This is a genomic window from Lentzea sp. NPDC102401 (genome assembly GCF_044765805.1).
In the GTDB taxonomy this organism is placed as follows: domain Bacteria; phylum Actinomycetota; class Actinomycetes; order Mycobacteriales; family Pseudonocardiaceae; genus Lentzea; species Lentzea sokolovensis.
This window is the reverse complement of the sequence record NZ_JBIWKS010000003.1, coordinates 193,838-210,742: the sequence shown is the minus strand read 5'-3', so window position 1 is coordinate 210,742 and position 16,905 is coordinate 193,838. Positions and strand designations below refer to the sequence as shown.

The window sequence follows — 16,905 nt, the reverse complement described above, 5'->3', positions numbered from 1 at the left end:
ACTCCGTCCACCGCGGCGTCACGCGAGGTGTCCGTTGTGGACGGATCGACATGCCTGACGGAGAGCCGGCACCTCGCCGGGAACGCGAAAAGGGGTCACCGACCACAAAGGCCGGTGACCCCTTCCGACTGCGACGGCGTCAGGCCAGAGCCGACTCCGTGGCGTGGTGCACGACCTTGTGCGCCGGGAGGATCGCGTTGCGCTCAGCCGTCACCTCGTCCGAACCGGCTCCCAGCTCGAGCAGGTTCAGGAAGTGGTTCAGCTGCGCGGCCAGCGGCTCGGCGCTCTGCAGGATCGTCGGCAGCTCGATGACGGTCTGCGACTGGTAGCCGACGCCGTCCGCCGCGGGCGAGTCCGCCACGTGCTTGTAGATCGTGATGTCCCGGCGCAGCAGGTCGATCTCGATCAGGCGGTCGAGCTCCAGCACCGAGATCTGCCGCACCTTTCGCTGGCTGATCCGCGACGCCGAGATCGTGGCGAGGGCACCGCTCTCGAACGACATGGTCGCGTCCGCGGAGTCCTCGGAGGCGTTGTCCTGCGACTGCTTGTGGAAGAAGCCGAACGAGCCCTTCACCGCGGCCGGGGCGTTGCCCACGAAGCGGATCGCGAGGTCGACGTCGTGGATGAGCAGGTCGCCCGCGACACCGGTCTTGATCCGCGGCACGAACGGCGAGTGCCGCATCGCGTTGATCTGCACGACCTCGCCCACGAACTGCTTTGCGGTGAGGATCGCCGGGTTGAAGCGCTCGAGGAAGCCGCAGACGAGCGGCAGGCCGCGCTTCTCCGACTCGGCGACGAGCTCTTCGGACTGCGCGTACGTCGCGGCCAGCGGCTTCTCGATGAGCAGCGGCTTGCCGAGCTCCAGTGCCTGCTTGGCGATGGCGTAGTGCGCCTCGGTGGCGGCCGCGATGACGACGGCGTCGACGTCCTTCAGCCCGTCCAGCGAGCTGGTGTGCTCGATGCCGAAGCGGTCGGCGATGGCCTGACCGGTCTGGGCGTTCTGCTCCACGACGAACTTGAAGTCGACGCGGTCGGACTGCGACAGCACGCGGGCGTGCAGCGAGCCCATCGTGCCGGCGCCGACGAGGGCGACCTTGGGACGGGCGGTCACGCGCCGAACACCTCCCGGACGGACGAGACGATGGTCTCGAGCTCTGCGTCGGTCAGCTTCGGGTGCACCGGCAGCGAGAGCGCCTGCTCGGCGACCTTCTGCGCGACCGGCACGTCGGAGGCGATGACCTGAGGGTTGTCCCGGTAGCAGTCGTAGTCGAACACGAGCTTCGGGTAGTAGATGCCGTTGCCGATGCCCTTCTCGGTGAGCTTCGCCGCGAGCTCGTCGCGGGTCACCGGGGCGTCGTCGCCGACCAGGATCGTGTACTGGTGCCACACGTGCTCACGGCCCGGCAGCACGGCGGGGACGGTGAGACCCGTCACGCCGTCGAGGCCCTTGGACAGCGCCTCGGCGTTGCGCCGGCGCGCGTCGGTGAGCTGCTGCAGCTTCTCCAGCTGCGGGATGCCCAGCGCCGCGTGCAGGTCCGTGAGGCGGTAGTTGTGGCCCGCCATCTCGTACTGGTAGCGGGCGCGCATGCCCTGATTGCGCATGACGCGCAGCTTGTCCGCCAGCGCGTCGTCCGACGTCGTGATGACGCCACCCTCGGCGGTGGTGATGTTCTTGGTGGCGTACAGCGAGAAGCAGCCGATGCCGAACGAGCCGGCGGGCTTGCCCTCGAAGGTCGCGCCGACCGCCTGCGCCGAGTCCTCGACGATCGTCAGGCCGTGCTGCTGCGCGAGCGGCACGAGACGGCCCATGTCGGCCATCTGGCCGTACAGGTGGACCGGCATGAGGACCTTGGTGCGGTCGGTGACCGCGCCGCCGACCTTCTCCGGGTCGAGGTTGAAGTCGACCGCGCTGATGTCGGCGAACCGAGCGGTGGCGCCGGCTTCGAGGATCGCGTTCAGCGTGGCCACGAAGGTGAACGGCGTGGTGATGACCTCATCACCGGGCTTCAGGTCGAGCGCCTGGATGGACGCGACCAGCGCGGTCGTGCCGTTGTTCACGGCGACCGCGTGAGGCACACCCGCAACGGAGGCGAAAGCATCCTCGAACCGCTTGACCATCGGTCCCTGTGCGATGACACCGGAGCGGAGCACTTCCAGCACGAGCGGCTCGGCGTCCTGGACGTCGACGACGGTAATCGGAATCATGCAGCAGACTTTCCACTTCCGGAGACGGTTGGATGCGTCCGGTACAGTTACCCCGGTGTTACTGCCAGGTGCAGACCAGGCGCGGACCACAGGCTACCTGCCTGATGGAGTGATCCTTTTCAGGGTCCGTTGTGGATCCGTGTCGTAGGAAGTACGACACCCTCATGGGCGCCCAGCCCGCCGTGCCCGGCCCGTCGCTGGGAAGCGAAGCAGGAAGCGGAGAACCGATGACCGTCGAGCCCGACGTGGCTGACACCGACGCCGCGCAGGTCGCCCCTCAGGCCCCGGCCAAGACGCGCAAGGCGGTCGTCATCGCCTGGGCGAAGCGGGTGCTGATCGTCGCCGTGCTGGCCGCCGCCGTCTACTCGGTCTACTCCCAGTGGGACGAGGTCTACCCGACGCTGGTCGGGCTGCCGTGGCAGTCGCTCGCGCTGTCGCTCGTCGCCGTCTTCGCCGGCATCTTCCTCGGTCCGCTGGTCTGGAAGATCGTGCTGTCCGATCTGGGTGCTCCCGTCCGATTCCTGGATGCGTCGAAGTTCTACCTGGTCGGTCAGCTCGGCAAGTACATCCCCGGCGCGGTCTGGGCCGTCCTGCTCTCCATGGAGCTCGCCCGCGAGGCGGGCGTCAACCGCGCGCGCAGCTTCACCGCCGGCCTGGTCGCGACCGGCATGGGCGTCCTCGCCTCGCTGATCGCGGGCCTCGCCGCGCTGCCCGTCATGCTGTCCGGCCGCCCCGAATCGAACCAGTTGCTGTGGCTGTTCCTCCTGCTGGCGGTCGGGCTGCCGTTCCTGCACCCGCGTCTGCTGACGTGGTCGGTCAACCTCGTGCTGAAGGTGCTGCGCAAGCGGCCGCTCGAGCAGCGCTTCACCGGTTCCAAGATCCTCAAGGCGCTGGGCGCGGCCGTCGCGATCTACCTCTGCTACGGCGTGCACCTGTGGCTGCTGGTCGACTCGCTCGGCTCCCCGCGCCTGGACACGCTCGTCCTGTCCGCCGGCGCCATGGCGCTGTCGATGACCGCTGGTCTGCTGGCCTTCTTCCTGCCGTCCGGCCTCGGCGCCCGCGAGCTGGTCATCACCGCCACGGTCGCGACCGTGCTGCCGGCGGGCCAGGCAATCGCGCTGGCGCTGGTCTCGCGCCTGATGTTCACCATCGCCGACCTGGCCGCGGCCGGTGCGGCGGCGCTCGTCGCGTACGTGCAGAAGCGCCGCGGCGTCCCGGCTCCGATCCCGGCCGAGGACTGAGCACCTGGGCCGATGCCCTGAATCGTGAGTTCGCGGGCGGCGGCTGCCCGCGGACTCACGGCTCAGGACACTAGAACCAGCGCTCGAGGACCTGGGCGACGCCGTCCCGGTCGTTCGATTCGGTGACCTCGTCGGCCACCGCCAGCAGTTCGTGGTGCGCGTTGGCCATGGCGACGCCATGACCGGCCCACCGCAGCAGCGGGATGTCGTTCGGCATGTCTCCGAACGCGATCACGTTCGCGGCGGCCACCCCCAGCCGCTCCGCCACGTCGGCCAGGCCCGTTGCCTTGGTCACGTTCCGTTCGGACACCTCGATCAGCCCGGCGTTGGTCGAGTAGGTGATGGCGAACTCGTCGCCCAGCACCGCCGTCGCGGCGGCCGCCATCTCGGCACTGGTCATGCCCGTGTGCCTGACCAGCAGCTTCACCGCCGTGTGCCCCAGCACCTCCGCCCGCGGAGCCACGTCGTGGCTGTCCGGCCACGCGTGCCGGTACGCCTCCTCCGCGACGAACGTCTCGACGTCGGACGCCCGTGCGCCCACCCGTTCCGCGGCCACCGTGCTGCCTGGAAGTGCCGTGCTCAGGGCCTTGCCCAGGTCGCTCAGCCGGACAGGGCTGATGCCGCGTTGCCAGATCACGCGGTCGGCGCCGACGTCGTAGAGCACCGCGCCGTTCGCGCAGACCGCGTACCCGGTGGCACCGATGGCGTTCGCGATGCGCGGGATCCAGCGCGGTGGACGGCCGCTGACCAGGATGAACGGGGTTCCGCCCGCCAGCACCCTGCCCACGGCCCGTGTCGTGTACTCGCTCACCCGCTCGTTCGTGCCGAGGATCGTGCCGTCCACGTCCGACGCCACCAGTGCTGGTTTCTCCACGAGTCCATCCTCGCTGATGCCCGGCCTGGATTCGTCGAGTTGCGGATCACGTCGCTAGGGTCGGTTCGTGCGAGTAGGCGTGGTGATCCTGCCCGAGTACCGGTGGTGGGTGGCCGAACCCAAGTGGAGAGCTGCCGAGGAGCTCGGCTTCTCCCACGCGTGGACGTACGACCACCTCGGGTGGCGCACGCTCGTCGACGGCCCGTGGTTCTCGGCCGTGCCGACCCTCGCGGCGGCCGCCGCGGTGACCTCCCGGATCCGGCTCGGCACGCTCGTCGCGTCCCCCGTCTTCCGGCATCCGGTGCCGTTCGCCCGCGAGGTCCTCACGCTCGACGACCTGTCCGACGGCCGGCTCAACCTGGGCCTCGGCTCGGGCGGCACCGGCTCGTACGACACGACCGCGATCGGCGGGCAGGAGCTGATGGCCGGGCAGCGCACCCAGCGGTTCGCCGAGTTCGTCGAGCTGCTCGACCTGCTGCTGACCAGAGACAGGACGACCTGGAAGGGCGAGTACTTCACCGCAGAGGAGGCCCGCGGCCATCCCGGCTGCGTGCAGCGGCCGCGGGTGCCGTTCGTCGTCGCCGCGGACGGGCCGAAGGCCATGAACATCGCCGCGCGGTACGGCACCGGCTGGATCACCACCGGCTCGCGGCGGCTCGAGAACCCCGGCTACGAGGACTGGTGGCGCGGGGTCGCGCAGGTGGCCAGGCGGTTCAACGACGAGCTCGTGTCGATCAACCGGGCGAGCGGCACCATCGACCGGTACCTCAACCTCGACTCGGCGCCGGTCTACTCGCTGTCGAGCGTCGAGGCGTTCCAGGACGCGGCTGGTCGGGCCCGTGAGCTCGGATTCACCGACCTGATCGTGCACTGGCCACGCAGCGAGGGCGTCTACTTCGGCCACGAGACCGTGCTTGAGCAGGTGGCTGGGGACGTCCTGCCCGTCCTCGCGGAGTTCGAGGCCCGGGGCTGACTTCCGAGGACTCGGGCCCGCATGACCAGGCATGGCCGTCCTACTCGGCCAGACGGCCTCCCGCATGCGTTTTACCTGATCAAGGCAGTGTGATTCGGGGAGGGGGTGTTGGGACCGCGTCGTGTGGCACCGGTACCCTCCACGTTCGTGAGCTTCGCTGGTTTTGACCTCATCGTCGTCGGTTCCGGTTTCTACGGACTGACCGTTGCCGAGCGCACCGCCTCCCAGCTGAACAAGCGGGTGCTCGTTCTGGAACGTCGTTCCCACATCGGTGGCAACGCGTACTCGGAGGCTGAGCCCGAGACAGGAATCGAGGTGCACCGCTACGGTGCGCACCTCTTCCACACCTCGAACAAGAGGGTCTGGGAGTACTGCAACCAGTTCACCGAGTTCACCGGCTACCAGCACCGCGTCTTCGCGATGCACGACGGCACGGCGTACCAGTTCCCCATGGGCCTCGGGCTGATCACCCAGTTCGTCGGGAAGTACCTGTCCCCGGACGAGGCACGCGCGTGGGTCGCGGAGCAGGCGTCCGAGATCGACAGCAAGGACGCGAAGAACCTCGAGGAGAAGGCGATCTCGCTGGTCGGCCGCCCCCTCTACGAGGCCTTCATCCGCGACTACACCGCGAAGCAGTGGCAGACCGACCCGAAGGAGCTGCCGGCCGCGGTCATCAGCCGCCTCCCGGTCCGCTACAACTTCGACAACCGCTACTTCAACGACACCTACGAGGGCCTGCCGGTCGACGGCTACACCGCGTGGCTCGAGAAGATGGCGGAGCACGAGAACATCGAGGTCCGCCTCGACACGGACTTCTTCGACGTGAAGGACGAGATCCCGGCGGGCACGCCGATCGTCTACACCGGTCCGGTCGACCGCTACTTCGACTACTCCGAGGGCTGGCTCGGCTGGCGCACGCTCGACTTCGAGCAGGAGGTCGTCCAGACGGGCGACTACCAGGGCACGCCGGTCATGAACTACAACGACGCGGACGTCCCCTTCACCCGCATCCACGAGTTCCGCCACTTCCACCCGGAGCGGGACTACCCGAAGGACAAGACGGTCATCGTCCGCGAGTTCTCCCGTGCCGCGGAGAAGGACGACGAGCCGTACTACCCGATCAACACCGCGGAGGACCGCGAGAAGCTCGAGCGGTACCGCGTGCTGGCGAAGAAGGAGGCCGCCGAGAAGAACGTGCTGTTCGGCGGCCGTCTGGGTACGTACAAGTACCTCGACATGCACATGGCGATCGGCGCCGCGCTCAGCGCGTTCGACAACAAGATCGCGCCGCATCTGACCGAGGGCTCCGCCATCAACGGCGATCTCGACTGATGTCGGTTTAGACGCATTTCGCCCGGCCGTACAACCTGTGCGGTCGGGCGTTCGTCTTTGGACAATGAGTACTATGGGCGCTTGACGCGCCGCGCCACGACTCTCTGTGGCGGTAGCCATCCATGAAGCTGACCCGAACCGCCCGAATTCGGTTCGCCGGAGGAAGCACGTGACCGAGCAGGCCAAAGCCGCAAGCATTACCAAGATCGACCCGACCCAGGTCCTGCAGCGGGTGATCATGCCGCGGGACGAGGACCCGCTGGACGTGCGCCCGCTCTACCTCGACGAGCCGGCCAACGTGCACAGCCACGTCTCGGGCCGCCGCGCGGTGACGGTTCCGACCTCGGCCAAGGTGTCGTTCGCTTCGTACTTCAACGCGTTTCCCGCCAGCTACTGGAAGCGCTGGACGGTCGTCAACGACGTCGTGCTGCGCATGCGCGTGCGCGGCGCCGGTCGCATCGACGTCTACCGCTCGAAGGCCAACGGCGACACCATCCACCTCGACGGTCAGGTCATCCGCAGCCCGAAGGCGTGGTTCGACGTCGCGCTGACGGTGTCGCTCAAGCCGTTCGAGGACGGCGGCTGGATCTGGTTCGACGTCTTCACCGACGACACCACGATGGAGATCGACGACGCCGCGTGGACCACCGAGCAGCCGCTGCCGGCGCAGACGGTCGCCATCGGCATGACGACGATGCGCCCGGTCGACGCGGTCATCGCGCTGCGCGCCCTCGGTGAGGACCCGGCCGTCTTCGCGGTGCTGAAGAAGGTCTTCGTCGCCGACCAGGGCGCCGTCAAGGTGCGCGACACCCCCGGCTACGACGAGGCCGTCAAGGCCCTCGGCGACAAGCTGGAGATCATCGAGCAGGACAACCTCGGTGGCTCCGGCGGCTTCACCCGCGGTCTGTACGAGGCGATCGAGCACACCGACGCCGACCAGATCATGCTGATGGACGACGACATCCGCCTGGAGCCGGACGCCGTCCTGCGCTCGAACGCGTTCGCGCGCGCCGCCGCCCAGCCGGTCATCGTCGGTTCGCACATGCTGAACCTCCAGGCCCGCTCCCGCCTGCACAGCATGGGCGAGGTCGTCGACCTGGGCACCTGCTACTGGCGCGCGGCGCCGGGCGCGCTCACCGACCACGACTTCGGCACCGAGTCGCTGCGCGAGACCGAGGAACTGCACGCCCGCATCGACTCCACCTACAACGGCTGGTGGATGTGCCTGTTCCCGCGTGAGGTCGTGCAGCGCACCGGCTACCCGCTGCCGCTGTTCATCAAGTGGGACGACGCGGAGTACTCGCTGCGCGCCCTGGAGCGCGGCTACCCGACGGTCTCGCTGCCCGGCTCGGCCGTGTGGCACATGCCGTGGACGGACAAGAACGACGCCACCGACTGGCAGGCGTACTTCCACACCCGCAACCGGCTCGTCCTCGCCGCGCTGCACAGCCCGTACGACGTGCGGTCCACGCTGCTCAAGCAGGGCCTGAAGCTGTCGCTGCGGCACCTGCTGTCCATGGAGTACTCGACGGTCGCCATCCAGCAGAAGGCGATCGAGGACTTCCTGGCCGGCCCGTCGAAGCTGTTCGACTCGCTGCGCACGGCCCTGCCGGAGATCCGCGAGCTCCGCAAGAACTACTCGGACGCCCAGGTCCTTCCGTCGGCCCGCGAGTTCCCGGCGCCGACGTTCGACATGGTCCGCGCCGAGCAGATGCTGACGCCGCCCACGAACCCGGTCACCATCGCGTCCGAGGCGGCCAAGGCACTCATGCACAACCTGCGTGAGCCCCAGGCCGCCACGACGCAGCGTCCGCAGATCAACGTGCCGGCGTCCAACGCCCGCTGGTTCCTCCTCGGCAACCTGGACAGCGCCACCGTGTCCAACGCCGACGGCAGCGGCGTCGCGTTCCGCAAGCGCGACCCGAAGGAGTTCCGCCAGCTGATGAAGCGCGCGGTCCGCAACTACCGCCGCCTGTCGGCCGAGTGGCCGCGCATGCAGAAGGTGTACCGCGACGCGCTGCCCGAGCTGACCTCGGTCGAGTCGTGGCGCAAGGTGTTCGAGAACAACAGCTGATCACGTCTGTGAAAAAGGCCCCCGAACTTTCGGGGGCCTTTTTTGCTGCGCAACCTCACCTCGTGGTCGGACGTCCGGGATGCATGGGGGATGTCAAGAGAGCAGATTTCTACGACGGACCGGCCCACGACTACCTGGGCTACTGGAAGGGCCGCGAGTACGAGCACGACGCCGAGCGCATCGCGATCGACCGGCTGCTGACCGGCCGGCACTTCGCACGCGCGGTGGACGTGGGCGGGGGCTACGGCCGCATCACCGCGTTGCTGCCGAGGTACGCGGACCACGTGACGCTGGCCGAGCCGAGCAGCCGTCAGCTCGACCTCGCGGCGAGGTTCCTCGGCAAGGGGATCGAGCGGGTGCAGGCGCAGGCCGCGCGGCTGCCGTTCGCGACGGGCTCGATCGACCTGGTGACGATGATCCGGGTCATGCATCACCTACCGGACCCGACCGCGGAACTGGCCGAGATCGCCAGGGTCCTCGCCCCGGAGGGTGTCGCCGTCATCGAGGTCGCCAACCTCGGGCACGCCCGCAACCGCCTGCGCCGGCTCGGCAGGGGAGTTCCCGCCGAGCCCGTGGACATCCGGTCACCGGAGAACCGGCACGACGACGAGATCCCGTTCGTCAACCACAACCTCGACACCGTGATCAGGCAACTCTCCGACACCGGACTGCGGGTCGTGCGTTCGCTCTCGGTGTCGAACCTGCGGTCGGGCGCGTTGAAGAGGGTCGTGCCACACCGCGTGCTGCTCGGCCTGGAGAAGGCGGCCCAGCCCGCGCTGGCCAGGATGAGGTTCGGCCCGAGCATCTTCCTGCTGGTCGCCCACTGATCAGTCCTTGATCCCCGTCTCCGTCACGCCACGCACCAGGAACCGTTGCAACGCGACGAAAACCACCACGAGTGGCGTGATGGAGACGGCGGCCGCCAGGAACAGCTGCGTGACGTCGATCGACTGCGAGGTCAGGAACGTGGACAGCGCCACCTGCACGGTCCACGAGTCCTGGTCCTGCGCGATCACCAACGGCCAGAGGAACTGGTTCCAGCTGGTCACGAACGCGATCACACCGAGCGCCGCGAAGAACCCCTTCGAGTTCGGCACGACGACCCGCCAGTAGGTGCCCCAGTGACCGAGCCCGTCGATCCGCGCGGCCTCTTCGAGCTCGCGAGGGAAGTTCAGGAAGTACTGCCGGAACAGGAACGTGGTGAACCCGCTGAACAACCCAGGGATCACCAGCCCGCGTAGATCGGACACCCAGCCCAGCGTCGAGACGACCACGAACGTCGGCACGAACGTGACCGCGGCCGGGATCATCAGCGTCGCGATCACCAGGTACAGCACGAAGTTCGAGTACCGGTACGGAATCCGCGCGAGGCCGTACCCCGCCAGTCCGCACAGCAACAGCTGCCCTGCCGTCTGCAGCACCGCGACGACCAGCGAGTTGACCATGCTGCGCACCATCGGCACGGCCGGGTTGCCGAACAGCGCGGCGAAGTTCTCCCAGTGGATCTCGCTGGGCCAGAACGTCCACGCCGGCGCGGTGATCTCCTGCTCGGTCGCCAAGCCGTTGCGCAGCACCAGGTAGAACGGGATCAGGAACAGCACCGCCGCCAGCGACAGCGCCAGGTACCGGACGGCCTTCATCGCGTGATCACCCTGCCCTGCAACAACGTCACGCCCGCGATCAACAAGGTGAGGATCACCGCGCCCGCGCTGCCGTGCCCGAAGTCCTGCCCGCCGGACCCGAGCGCCGTGTAGTAGAGGTAGATCAACGGCGGCCGCGCGAACGGCGGGTAGCCGCGGTCGGTGCCCAGCACGTTGTAGAACTCGTCGAACGCCTGGTACGCGGCGATGAGCAGCAACAACAGCACCGCGATCGACGTCGTGCGCAGCTGCGGCAGGGTGATGTACCGCACGGTCTGCCAGCCGCGTGACGCGCCGTCGATCCACGCGGCCTCGTAGAGGTGCTGCGGAATCCGTTGCAGTCCGGCGATGAACAGGATCAGGTAGAACCCGAGCTGCAGCCACAGCCGCAACGTCACGAGCACCAGCCAGTACCAGGGCGGCGACGTCGACACCGTCCACGCGATCGGTTCGGCGCCGAACCACCCCAGCACCGTGTTCGCGAGGCCGAAGCGCACGCCGTTGAAGATCGACAGCTTCCACACCAGCGACGCCACCACGTACGAGCAGGCCGTCGGCAGGAAGAACACCGACCGGAAGAACGCCTTCATGAAGCTGATCTGGTTCACCAGCAACGCCAGCGCCAGCGCGAGCACGAACGTCAGCGGCACGATGAACACCGCGAACACGCTGAACGTGCCGAGGCTCCGCAGGAACGGCTCGTCGGTCAGCATGTCCGCGTAGTTGCGCGGGCCGACGAACGATGTGGGCGTCACCGTGTTGCGGGCGTCGAAGAACGACAGCAGCAGGCTCCACCCGATCGGCACGTAGACGAACACGAGCAGTCCTGCCGCGAACGGTCCGACGAACAACCAGAACGCGCGTCCGTGCCTCATCCGTACAGGCGCTTCAGCTCGTCCCGTGCCTTGTCCGCGGCGGCCTTGAGCTCGGCGTCGGCCGGAGCGCCGTCCCGCACGACCCGCGACACGGCGTCGTTGAACGCGGTCCGCATGACCGAGGTCCAGTCCGGCGGGTTGGACGCCTTCGCGTTGTCCCGCACGAATTTCACCGCGTCAGCCGCCGCACCCGTGGTCAGCTTCGAGGCCTTCTCCGAGATGCTCCTGCGCGGCGGGATGTGGAAGCCGTAGCTGAGGTTGAAGTCCTCCTGGTAGTCGGTCCGCTCGATCCACAGCCACTTCACGAACTCCTTGGCCTCGTCGATCCGCTTCGACCTGGCGTTGATCATCGCGCCGAACGCCCCGACCGGCACGCTGGCCTTGCCCGAAGCGCTCAACTTCGGAAACGGCAGCACGCCGAAGTCGTCGCCCAGCGCCTTCTGGATCGCGGGCACGGTCCACAACCCGGTCCACTGCATGGCGACCAGCCCCTGGGTGAACGCGTCCGGCTCCGCCCAGTCCTTCACCGCGCCGAGCAGCAGGCTGCCGCTGGAGTAGAGCTCGCGGAGCTTGCCGATCGCCTGCGCCGCAACGGGATCGTCGAACCCGACCTGGTGGTCGCGCACGTAGTCCAGCCCGGCCGACCACAGCGCGGGCCCGCCGAGCACGCCGCCACCACCGTCGTTGCCGGCGAAGAGTCCCTTCACCCCGTCCTTCGTGAGGCGCCGGGACGCGTCGATCAGCTCATCCACAGTGGACGGTGGCTGGACCCCGGCCTGCTGCAGGAAGCTCTTGCGGTAGAAGAGCATCTGCATGTCCACGGCCTGCGGAACGCCGTAGAGCTTCCCGTCGACGGTGTGCGTCGCGAGAATCGAGTCGGTGAAGTCGCTCCTGGCGTCGCCGAAGACGTCGTCGAGCGGCACCAGCTGGCCCGCACGGACCGAGCTGATCTGCGGGGTGGACTCGAAGACGTCCGGTCCGCCGTCGGACAGCAGGCTCGTCGCGAGCTTGGAGTCGTAGTCGCCGGGGTTCCACTGCACGTCGACCGGGGTCTTGGTGAACGCCTTGGCGTAGCGCTCCACCGCCTGCTGGACGCCGGGCTCGCCGTACGCGTGGTACCACTGCTTGAGGGCCTGGCCGTTGCCGTCCCTGCCGGTGTTCGAACCGCACGCCGCGAGCAGTGCGCTCGCGCCGGCCAGGGAGAGAAGTCTGCGTCGGGAGATCACTCATCCCGTCTTACTCCGATCACCTCGGGTGCGCGAGCGGTTACTCGAAGTGTGCGACCACGACGTTGGAGAAGTTCACGACGTACTCACGGCCGTCCGGGGCCGGGATCGGCTGCGTGTGGCCGTTTCGGACGATCTGGGTCAGCCGGGGCGCGAGGTCGTCGCGCGTCTCGTCGGTGACCGTGAGGCTGATGGGGTTCGGATTGGCGGCGAGGAACAGCACGAGTCGGCTCATGCGTTCAGCAAACCGCGTTCCGGTGCCGTGCCGAGGGCGGTTCCGCTCGCAGCGATTCCGCCCTCGGCAGATCACGTCACTTGCGGAAGAAGCGCTCCCGCTGACCGAGGCGCACGAGCTTCAGCCACTCGACGAACGCCTTCGGGTCCTTCTTCACCGCGAGGAAGTACAGGCCGAAGCGGAACACCTCGAGCGCGCCCAGCTTGCGCATGCCCGGCTGCGACAGCAGGTACCCGCGGTTGCGGTAGGTGTAGTACCGCTTGATCTGGTTCTCCGGGTCCTGCGCGTGGAACCGGCCACCCAGCATCGGCTTGAACTCGTCCGAGCCGTCGGGGTGCACGTAGGCGACCTTGAGCGAGGTGCCGAACGGCAGCCCGCTGCGCACCAGGCGGCGGTGGACCTCGACCTCGTCGCCGCGGAAGAACAGGCGGTAGTCCGGCACGCCGACGACGTCGAGCGTCGTGGCGCGGAACAGGGCGCCGTTGAACAGCGAGGCGATGCCCGGCAGGAAGTCGGTGCCGAGGTCGGCGGCCGAGCGCTTCCACGTGAGGCCGCGGCGCATCGGGAACGCGAGCTTGTCCGGATTCTCGATGTTCGTGACGACCGGCGAGATCTCGGCGAGGTTGCGGCGCTCGGCCTCTTCGAGCAGGACGGCCAGCACGTTCTCGTCGGCCGGGCGGCCGTCGTCGTCGGCCAGCCACACCCAGTCCGCGCCCAGCGAGAGCGCGTGCAGGATGCCGAGCGCGAAACCGCCCGCGCCACCGAGGTTGCGGTGCGACGCGAGGTACGTAGTGGGCAGCGGGCACTGCTCGACCAGGTCGTTGACCGGCTGGTCAGGGCCGTTGTCGACCACGACGAGGTGGTCGGGGACGCGAGTCTGGGTGGCCAGCGCCTTCAGCGACTCGGCCAGCAGCTCCCTGCGGTGGCGGGTGACCACCACCGCGACGACGGAGCCCTTGGGCAGTGCCTCGAGGTTCACTGTCTATTCGCCGCCGTTTCCGCTGAGGACGGGAGTGGAGTAGCCGAGCCTGGCCAGCTGGTCGGTGCTCATCCGCTCGAACGGGTCGAAGCCCTTGTACTCGGTGAGCACCTCGCGGAGACCGCCGTGCATTTTGACACGGCCCTCGTCCATCCAGATCGCGCTGTCGCAGAAGTCCAGCAGCGTTTCGTCGGAGTGGTTCGCGAACACCAGCAGGCCGGAGCGGGCCACGAGGTCCTTGAGACGGTCGCGGGCCTTCGCCATGAACGCCGCGTCGACCGCGCCGATGCCCTCGTCGAGCAGCAGGATCTCGGGGTCGATCGAGGTGACCACGCCGAGCGCGAGCCGCACGCGCATACCGGTCGAGTAGGTGCGCAGCGGCATCTGCAGGTAGTCACCGAGCTCGGTGAACTCCGAGATGTCGTCGACGCGCTTTTCCATCTGCTTGCGGGTCATGCCGAGGAACAGGCCCCGGATCATGATGTTCTCGTAGCCGGAGATCTCCGGGTCCATGCCGACGCCGAGGTCGAAGACCGGCGCCACCTTGCCGACGATGCGCGACTGGCCGCGCGTCGGCTCGTAGATGCCCGCCAGCAGGCGCAGCAGCGTGGACTTGCCGGCGCCGTTGTGGCCGACCAGGCCGACGCGCGCGCCGTCCTTGAGCGACAACGAGATGTCGTGCAGCGCCTCGATGATCGGGACACGGCCCTCGGAGCCGATCTTGCCGCCGACCTTGCCGAACGCGAGCTTCTTCAGCGACCTCGACTTGGCGTCGAAGATCGGGAAGTCGACCGATGCGTTCCAGACGTCGATGCTGACCATGGTTTAGCCGACCTCCTTTAGACCCAGTAGGAAACGCGGGCGCGGTAGTTGCGCAGGATGACCATCGCGAGCGCCCAGCCGGCCACGGTGAAGCCGCCGACGATCGCCCAGTGGTGCCAGTCGACCGCGTGGCCGAGCAGCGGGGCGCGGACGATCTCGACGAAGTGGTACACGGGGTTGAGCTCGGCGATCAGGATGCGCCAGTCGTTGCTGCCACCGCCGGTGACCTTCTGCAGCACGCCCGCGTCCCAGACGATCGGCGTCATGAAGAAGACCAGGTTGATGAAGCTGGTCACGACCGGCGGGATGTCGCGGAAGCGGGTGCTGATGACGCCGAACGCCAGCGCGACCCACACCGCGTTGAGCGCGAGCAGTGCGAAACCGGGGATCGCGAGCACGATGGTCCAGCTCAGACCCGGATGGACGGGACCGCCGTCGCTGATCGTGTACTGGTGGTTGAGCGAGGTGAAGAAGATCGCCAGCACGACCGCGTAGACGGCGAGGTTGTGCAGCAGGAACAGCACCTGGCGCCACACCATGCGCATCACGTGGACGGTGATCGGCGCGGGGAGGTGCTTGATGAGCCCCTCGTTCGCGATGAACACGTCGGTGCCCTCGGTGATGCAGCCGAGGATGAAGTTCCAGACGATGAAGCCGACCGTGACGTACGGGAGGAACGTCGGAACGTTCGTGTCGAACAGCACGGAGTACAACAAGCCGAGCGCGAGGGCGGTCGTGCCCATCGAGATCGTGATCCACAACGGACCTATGACCGATCGCCGATAGCGCTGCTTGATGTCCTGCCAGCCGAGGTGGCCCCACAGCTCGCGGTGGTCCCATGCCTCACGCACATCGGCGAACGCGCGCTTGAAGCTGCGCGAGGAGACGGCAGGCGGCGCCTCGGGGTGGTCGAGGGTACTGGTGGCTTGCACGAGGACTGAGCGTACCGGCGTCTCAGATCGGACCTGGACGCCGGTACGTCACGGAGTGGTCAACGGGCGGGGATCTTGGTCACCCGCACGGTCACCTGCTCGTTGTCGTAGGTGAACGCTTCGTAGCTGAACTCGATCCCGGTCTGCTCGACGTACTCGGTCCACGCCTTGTGCTCGTGTTCCATCCAGCCCGGGAAGTTGAAGTACTCGTCGAAGTGGACGACGCTGCCCTCGACCAGGCGCGGGCCGACCAGTTCCAGCACGGTCTTCGTGGAGGAGTAGAGGTCGCAGTCCACGTGCAGGAACGTGACGGGACCCTCGTTCTTCTCCAGGAACTCCGGCAGCACCTCGTCGAACCAGCCGACGACGAGCTCCGCGCCCGGCACCTCCGGCAGGCCGTCGACGTTGAACGCGCCGGCGGGGAAGCCGTTGCGCCAGTTCTCCGGCAGGCCCTCGAACGAGTCGAAGCCGAAGACGCCCTCGCCGCCGCGCGCGGTAGCGATGATCTTCAGCGTGGTGCCCTGGTAGACGCCGAACTCCAGCGCGAGCCCGCCCTCCGGGGCAAGCGTCAGCGCGTGCTCCAGCGTCTCGTGCGGGTGGCCGAACTGAGGAGCGTGCGGCATGTTGTCGCGCACGAACCTGGCACTTTGCAGCGCCGCCTCCTGCTCACCCGCGAACACCAGGTCGCGACGCGTGCGGATCTCCAGCTGACGGGCCTGGTCCACGGCCCGGTCGCCCTGGTGCCGGATCTCGTCGCGCACCTGCTTGCCCAGGTCGTCCACCTGACGTTGCAGCTCGTCGACCTGCGCGCGGATGGGGGCCACGGCGTCCGCCACGATCTCGATCGCCTTCACACGCATCTTGTGGCGCAGTTGCTTCGCCGACAGGGCACGGCGCACCTGCTCGAGCACGATGGCTCCTCTCCAGGAAGTTCAGCGCATCGTAGAACCACCCCCAGGTGTCCCGGCTAGAGGTACTGGCCGGTGCCTTTGCCCGTGATGCCACCCTCGGCGCCCTCGCCACCGCTGCCGGCGGGCAGAGCACGGCCGCGCATCTGCTCCAGCTGGGCGCGGGCCGCCATCTGCTGGGCGAACAGCGCCGTCTGGATGCCGTGGAACAGGCCCTCCAGCCAGCCGACGAGCTGAGCCTGCGCGATCCGCAGCTCCGCGTCGGACGGGGTGCCGTCCTCGGTGAACGGCAGCGACAGCCGCTCCAGCTCCTCGCGCAGCTCCGGCGCCAGGCCGTCCTCGAGCTCCTCGATGGACCGCTTGTGGATCTCCTTGAGACGGTTGCGGCTGGCCTCGTCCAGAGGCGCCGCCCGGACCTCCTCCAGCAGCTGCTTGATCATCGTGCCGATCCGCATGACCTTGGCCGGCTGTTCGACGAGGTCGGCGATGTCGCCGTCCTGTCCGCCGACGATTACGACGGGCTGCTCCTGGTTCATGGTCTCCATCCTCGCGTGATTCGCGTTTCGACCCTAAAGCGGGTGGGGCTGGT

The 16,905-nt window shown here is 68.1% G+C and carries 17 protein-coding genes; 5 read left to right on the top strand and 12 right to left on the bottom strand.

All coding sequences use genetic code 11. From position 1 onward, the window contains the following. Window positions 1-139: 139 nt before the first annotated feature. Together ACIRG5_RS11605 and ACIRG5_RS11600 are read right to left on the bottom strand one after the other, a co-directional pair. A complete protein-coding gene (locus ACIRG5_RS11605; protein WP_402903646.1) occupies window positions 140-1,111 on the bottom strand; it encodes a Gfo/Idh/MocA family protein in 972 nt (323 codons plus the stop codon). Further along, on the bottom strand, window positions 1,108-2,205 hold the full coding sequence (locus tag ACIRG5_RS11600) for a DegT/DnrJ/EryC1/StrS family aminotransferase (protein WP_402903643.1): 1,098 nt from the start codon (window positions 2,203-2,205) through the stop codon (window positions 1,108-1,110). Before ACIRG5_RS11600 ends, ACIRG5_RS11605 begins: the two co-directional genes overlap by 4 nt. 227 nt (window positions 2,206-2,432) lie before the next feature. Here ACIRG5_RS11600 and ACIRG5_RS11595 point away from each other — a divergent pair, with 227 nt between their 5' ends. Further along, on the top strand, window positions 2,433-3,446 hold the full coding sequence (locus ACIRG5_RS11595) for a lysylphosphatidylglycerol synthase domain-containing protein (protein WP_402903640.1): 1,014 nt from the start codon (window positions 2,433-2,435) through the stop codon (window positions 3,444-3,446). A 70-nt stretch (window positions 3,447-3,516) separates the two neighbouring features. Here ACIRG5_RS11595 and ACIRG5_RS11590 read toward each other — a convergent pair whose 3' ends face one another. Beyond that, window positions 3,517-4,320, bottom strand: coding sequence for an HAD family hydrolase (locus ACIRG5_RS11590; protein WP_402903637.1), 804 nt, complete (start codon window positions 4,318-4,320; stop codon window positions 3,517-3,519). A 67-nt stretch (window positions 4,321-4,387) separates the two neighbouring features. Between ACIRG5_RS11590 and ACIRG5_RS11585 the strand changes: the two genes are divergently transcribed. The 4 genes from ACIRG5_RS11585 to ACIRG5_RS11570 all read left to right on the top strand — a co-directional run bounded on the left by ACIRG5_RS11585 (window position 4,388) and on the right by ACIRG5_RS11570 (window position 9,526). Further along, a complete protein-coding gene (locus ACIRG5_RS11585; protein WP_402903634.1) occupies window positions 4,388-5,293 on the top strand; it encodes an LLM class flavin-dependent oxidoreductase in 906 nt (301 codons plus the stop codon). A 147-nt stretch (window positions 5,294-5,440) separates the two neighbouring features. Continuing rightward, on the top strand, window positions 5,441-6,625 hold the full coding sequence (glf, locus tag ACIRG5_RS11580; protein ID WP_402903631.1) for a UDP-galactopyranose mutase: 1,185 nt from the start codon (window positions 5,441-5,443) through the stop codon (window positions 6,623-6,625). 169 nt (window positions 6,626-6,794) lie between these two features. After that, a complete protein-coding gene (locus ACIRG5_RS11575; protein ID WP_402903628.1) occupies window positions 6,795-8,699 on the top strand; it encodes a glycosyltransferase in 1,905 nt (634 codons plus the stop codon). 83 nt (window positions 8,700-8,782) lie between these two features. Beyond that, window positions 8,783-9,526: a class I SAM-dependent methyltransferase gene (locus ACIRG5_RS11570; protein WP_402903625.1), complete on the top strand. Its 744-nt coding sequence runs from the start codon at window positions 8,783-8,785 to the stop codon at window positions 9,524-9,526. Here the strand turns inward: ACIRG5_RS11570 and ACIRG5_RS11565 are convergent, their stop codons facing one another. The 9 genes from ACIRG5_RS11565 to ACIRG5_RS11525 all read right to left on the bottom strand — a co-directional run bounded on the left by ACIRG5_RS11565 (window position 9,527) and on the right by ACIRG5_RS11525 (window position 16,861). Continuing rightward, entirely contained in the window at window positions 9,527-10,339 is an 813-nt protein-coding gene (locus ACIRG5_RS11565; RefSeq protein WP_402903622.1) for a carbohydrate ABC transporter permease, read from the bottom strand. Continuing rightward, window positions 10,336-11,214 carry a carbohydrate ABC transporter permease gene (locus ACIRG5_RS11560; RefSeq protein ID WP_402903619.1) on the bottom strand — a complete coding sequence of 293 codons (879 nt, stop codon included), beginning with the start codon at window positions 11,212-11,214 and terminating at the stop codon, window positions 10,336-10,338. Before ACIRG5_RS11560 ends, ACIRG5_RS11565 begins: the two co-directional genes overlap by 4 nt. Further along, on the bottom strand, window positions 11,211-12,440 hold the full coding sequence (locus ACIRG5_RS11555; RefSeq protein ID WP_402903616.1) for an ABC transporter substrate-binding protein: 1,230 nt from the start codon (window positions 12,438-12,440) through the stop codon (window positions 11,211-11,213). The genes ACIRG5_RS11560 and ACIRG5_RS11555 overlap by 4 nt, the downstream gene beginning before the upstream one ends. Window positions 12,441-12,480: 40 nt before the next feature. After that, window positions 12,481-12,675, bottom strand: a complete 195-nt coding sequence (locus ACIRG5_RS11550; RefSeq protein ID WP_319976203.1) for a hypothetical protein — start codon at window positions 12,673-12,675, stop codon at window positions 12,481-12,483. 76 nt (window positions 12,676-12,751) lie between these two features. Next, window positions 12,752-13,654, bottom strand: coding sequence for a glycosyltransferase family 2 protein (locus tag ACIRG5_RS11545; protein ID WP_319976202.1), 903 nt, complete (start codon window positions 13,652-13,654; stop codon window positions 12,752-12,754). A 3-nt stretch (window positions 13,655-13,657) separates the two neighbouring features. Next, entirely contained in the window at window positions 13,658-14,476 is an 819-nt protein-coding gene (locus ACIRG5_RS11540; RefSeq protein WP_093594700.1) for an ABC transporter ATP-binding protein, read from the bottom strand. A 17-nt stretch (window positions 14,477-14,493) separates the two neighbouring features. After that, entirely contained in the window at window positions 14,494-15,408 is a 915-nt protein-coding gene (locus ACIRG5_RS11535; protein WP_402903611.1) for an ABC transporter permease, read from the bottom strand. A 59-nt stretch (window positions 15,409-15,467) separates the two neighbouring features. Then, window positions 15,468-16,319: a class I SAM-dependent methyltransferase gene (locus ACIRG5_RS11530; protein WP_402903609.1), complete on the bottom strand. Its 852-nt coding sequence runs from the start codon at window positions 16,317-16,319 to the stop codon at window positions 15,468-15,470. Between the two features lie 56 nt (window positions 16,320-16,375). After that, window positions 16,376-16,861 (bottom strand): bacterial proteasome activator family protein, encoded by a 486-nt coding sequence (locus ACIRG5_RS11525; protein WP_402903606.1) that lies wholly within the window; start codon window positions 16,859-16,861, stop codon window positions 16,376-16,378. Window positions 16,862-16,905: the final 44 nt, after the last annotated feature.